The following is a 4,402-nucleotide window of genomic DNA, read 5'->3' on the forward strand; positions in this document are numbered from 1 at the left end:
GGAAGCGCGCTGCGGCCGGCCTGGGTGGTGAAGGCGACGTCGGCCAGTTCGACGTCCTCGGTCAGGTGGTCGGCCAGCGCCTCGGCGTTCGCGCGAAGTCCGGCTTCGCTCTGCCCGGAGACCGTGAGCAGCTGCCATTCCCCGCCCGGCGTCGCCGCCGGGGCGGGCGCCGCCTGATCGAGGACGAAGTGCACGTTCGAGCCGGACCAGCCGAAGGAGCTGACGCCCGCACGCAGGATCCCGTCGGCGTTGGCCGGGAACGGCCGCGCTTCGGGGACCGGGCGCACCGGGCCGTCCACGGTGACCACCGAGTTCGGCGTGCTCAGGTGCAGATTGCCCGGCAGGGTGCCGTTTTCCAGCGACAGAACGGTTTTGATCAGCCCGGCCATCCCGGCCGCAGCGAGGGTGTGGCCGACGTTCGTCTTGACCGCGCCGACGTACAGCGGCTCCGGCGCGCTGCGCTCACCGAAGATCTCGCCGAGCGCGGTGAACTCGATCGCGTCGCCGAGCTGCGTGCCGGAACCGTGCGCCTCGACGTACCCGATCTCGTCGGGGGTGACACCGGCGTCGGCCAGGGCCGCGCGGATGACCGCGTTCTGCGCCGCGCGGTTGGGGGCGGTGAGGCCGTTGCTGCGGCCGTCCTGGTTGGTCGCGGTGCCGCGGATGACCGCCCGCGTCCGCCTGCCCGGGCCGACGTCGCCCGCCCGGCGGAGCACGACGACGCCGCCGCCCTCGCCGATGACGTAGCCGTCGGCGCTCTCGTCGAAGGTCTTGGTGCGGCCGTCGACGGCGAGCATGCTCATCTTGCAGGACTGGATGAAGACGTCCGGGTTGATCATCGCCGAAGCGGCACCGACGATCGCGACGTCGCACTCGCCCCGGCGGAGGCTCTGTACGGCCAGGTGCGCCGCGCTCAGCGCCGACGAGCAGGCGGTGTCCACGGTCAGGCAGGGCCCGCGCAGGTCGAGCAGATGCGCGATCCGGCCCGCGGCGGCGGAAAGCGAGCTGCCGAGCCCGAAGTAGGGGTCGTCGGCCGCGTCCATGCCGTCGGCTTCGAGCTGCCGCATGCTGTACTGCATGGTGTCGATCAGGCCGGCGAACACACCGGTCCGGCTGCCGCGCAGCTCGTCCGCGGTGAGCCCGGCGTCCTCGATGCCTTCCCAGACCAGCTCCATCAGCAGCCGGAACGTCGGGTCGAGCCGTCGCGCTTCCTGCGGTGAGAGGCCGAAGAACGCCGCGTCCCAGCCCGCGATGTCGTCGACGAACGCGCCCTGTTGTGTGTAGGCCTTGCCCGGCGCGGTGCGGTCGGGGTCGTAGTAGTCGGCGGCGGTCCAGCGGTCCGGCGGCACCTCGCGGATCAGATCCTTGCCCTGGACCAGGTTCTCCCAGAACTTCTCCGGAGTGTCGCTACCCCCGGCGAAGCGGCACGAAAGGCCGACGACGGCGACGTCCTGACCGGCGGCGGCCGGTCCGGTGACGACGGTCCGGGTCTCCTGCGAGGCGGAGGTGAGCGCGGCCAGCAGATGCGCGGCGAGCGCGGCCGGGGTCGCGTGGTCGAAGACCATGGTCGGCGGCAGCGCCAGACCGGTCTCGGTGTTGATCCGGCCGCGCAGTTCGATCGCGGTGAGCGAATCGATGCCCAGTTTGGTGAACTGCTGCCCGGCGGGGACGCCGTCGGTGTGCCCGAGCACGGCCGCGGTGTGGGTCAGGACCAGTTCGGTGACGACGCGTTCGCGCTCGGCCTCGGGAAGTCCGGCGAGCCGGGTGCGCCACGCGTCGGCGGCTTCGGCGCCCTCGGCGGCTTGTGCGGCTTCGGCCTCGGCGATCGCGACGACCTCGGGCAGGTCGGCCAGCAGCGGGCTGGGCCGCAGCGCGGCGAACGGCGGTGCGAACTTCTCCCAGGTCAGTTCGGCGACGGTCAGCGCGGTCTCGTCACGGTCCAGCGCCTGGCCGAGCGCGACGAGACCGGTCTCCGGCGCCATGGCCGGGACGCCGAGTCCGCTGAGCATCTCGTCGAGGTCCGCGCCGACGCCCATGCCGACGCGACCCCAGCGGCCCCACGCGATCGACGTCGCGGGCAGCCCGTTCGCCCGGCGCCGCTGCGCGACCGCTTCGAGGTGCGCGTTCGCGGCGCCATAAGCACTCTGGACGGCGTTGCCGATGGAGGCGGCGATCGAGGAGAACAGGACGAAGGCGTCGAGGTCGAGTCCCTCGGTCAGCTCTTCGAGGTTGCGTGTCCCGGCGACCTTCGGGCGCAGGACGTCGGCGTAGCGGGCGCGGTCCATCGACTCGATGAGGCCGAGTTCGAGGACGCCGGCGAGGTGGAACACCGAGCGGAGGTCGTCACGCACCGGCTGGATGACGGCCGCCAGCGCGTCGCGGTCGGCGACGTCGCAGGCCGCGATGGTCACCCGGGCGCCCAGGTCCGCGGCGAGTTCGGCGGCGCCCGGAGCGGTTTCGCCCTGACGTGACACCAGAACGACGTGTTCGGCACCCTGTTCGATCAGCCAGCGGGCGACGATCCCGCCGAGGCCTCCGGTGCCCCCGGTGACGAGGACGGTGCCGCGCGGCCGCCAGGATCGCTTCGGCTCGGACGATTCGGCGTGGGCGAGCCGCCTGCCGAACGCACCGGTCGCCCGGACGGCGACCTGGTCCTCACCGCGAGGGCCGGTGATGACGCCGCGAAGCAGGGCGACGGCCCGCTCCCCCGGCTCGGCCGGGACATCGACGAGACCTCCCCACGCCTGAGGATTCTCCAGCGCGGCCGCCCGGCCGAAGCCCCACAGCTGGGCCTGGGCGGGCGAATCCGGTGCGTCGTGGGCGCCGGTCGACACCGCGCCGCGGGTCAGCGTCCACAGTGGACCTTGGGGATCACGCGCGGCCAGTTCGCGCACCAGCGACATCGTGGCCTCGGCGCCGAAGGACAGACCGTCGGTCTCGGTCTCGTCGAGGGCCAGCAGGGACAGGATGCCGTCGAAGGACTCGTCGGGCAGCTCGACGCCATCGGGCCGGTCGACGACGAGCCGCCGCACCTCGGCACCGGCCAGGGCTTCGGCGGCGGTCTCGATCCACGGGTGTTCTCGGGCGGAAGTGACCAGCAGCCAACGTCCGGTGGCGGTGGTCGTCGCGGGAGTGAAGGGCTGCCAACGGACGTGATAGGCCAGCGACGCCGCTTCGGCCGACAGCGACCGGGCGCGGCGGTACCGGGACAGCGCGGGCAGGACCGTACCGAGCGGGGCCTCGACGTCGGAGAGTTTCAGCTCGGCGGCGAACTCGCCGACGTCACCGGCTTCCACGACCGACCAGAACCGGCCGTCCTCGGCGGCGACGGGCGCACCCGCCCCCGGGTCCTCCAGCCAGAAACGCTTGCGCTGGAACGGATACGTGGGAAGCGTGACGGTGCGGGCGCCACTGCCGCCGAGGTAGGCGGCCCAGTCGACGCGCGCCCCGTGGGCGTGCACCAGGCCCAGGGCGTCGACGAGGGTGGCCGCCTGGTCGCGGTCCTTGCGCTGGGTGGCGGCGAAGACCGCGGCGGTGTCTTCGCCGGGCAGGACCGAGCGACCCATCGGGGTGAGCGCCGCGTCCGGGCCGAGTTCGAGGAAGGTCGTGACGCCCTGGCCGTGCAGGGTTTCCACCGCGTCGGCGAACCGGACGGTGCCGCGAACGTGCTCGGCCCAGTACGCCGGGTCGGTGAGCCTGTCGGCGGTTTCGCCGGTCAGCGTGGACACCACCGGGATGGTGGGTTCGTGGTAGGTCAGGGTCCTTGCCACGGCGGCGAATTCGGCCAGCATCGGCTCCATCAGCGCCGAGTGGAAGGCGTGGGAGACGGACAGGCGGGTCGTGCGGCGGCCCGGGAAGCGTTCCGCGACAGCGGTGGTCGCCGCGTCGGCGCCGGACAGGACCACTGCACGAGGGCCGTTGACCGCCGCGAGCGCGACGTCGGCCGACAGGTGCGGGCGGACCTCGTCCTCGGTCGCCTCCAGCGCGATCATCGCGCCGCCCTCGGGCAACGCCTGCATGAGACGGCCCCGGGCGAGGACCATTTTCGCCGCGTCCTCCAGGGAAAGCACCCCGGCGACGTGCGCGGCGGCCAGTTCGCCGACGGAATGCCCGGCGAGGAAATCCGGGGTGAGACCCCATGAGGTGACGAGACGGTAGAGCGCGACTTCGAAGGCGAACAGTGCGGGCTGGGCGAATTCGGTGCGGTCGAGGCGGGCGGCGTCGGTGCCGAAGACGACGTCCCGGACGCCGGGCAACTGCGCGCAGGCCTCGTCGAAGGCGTCGGCGAACACCGGGAAGCACTCATGGAGGCGGCGGCCCATACCGAGCCGCTGCGATCCCTGCCCGGTGAACAGCACGGCGAGGCGTCCGGCGGTGTCGCTGCCGGTGATGGTGCCCGCTT

At 72.8% G+C, this 4,402-nt stretch carries 1 protein-coding gene; it reads right to left on the bottom strand.

Annotated elements, in window-relative coordinates:
* Positions 1-4,402 (bottom strand): type I polyketide synthase (locus H5J31_RS39425; protein WP_181777752.1); only part of this gene is annotated, 4,402 nt, incomplete at both ends.

The sequence above is a fragment of the Amycolatopsis pittospori genome (genome assembly GCF_013870525.1).
GTDB lineage: Bacteria > Actinomycetota > Actinomycetes > Mycobacteriales > Pseudonocardiaceae > Amycolatopsis > Amycolatopsis pittospori.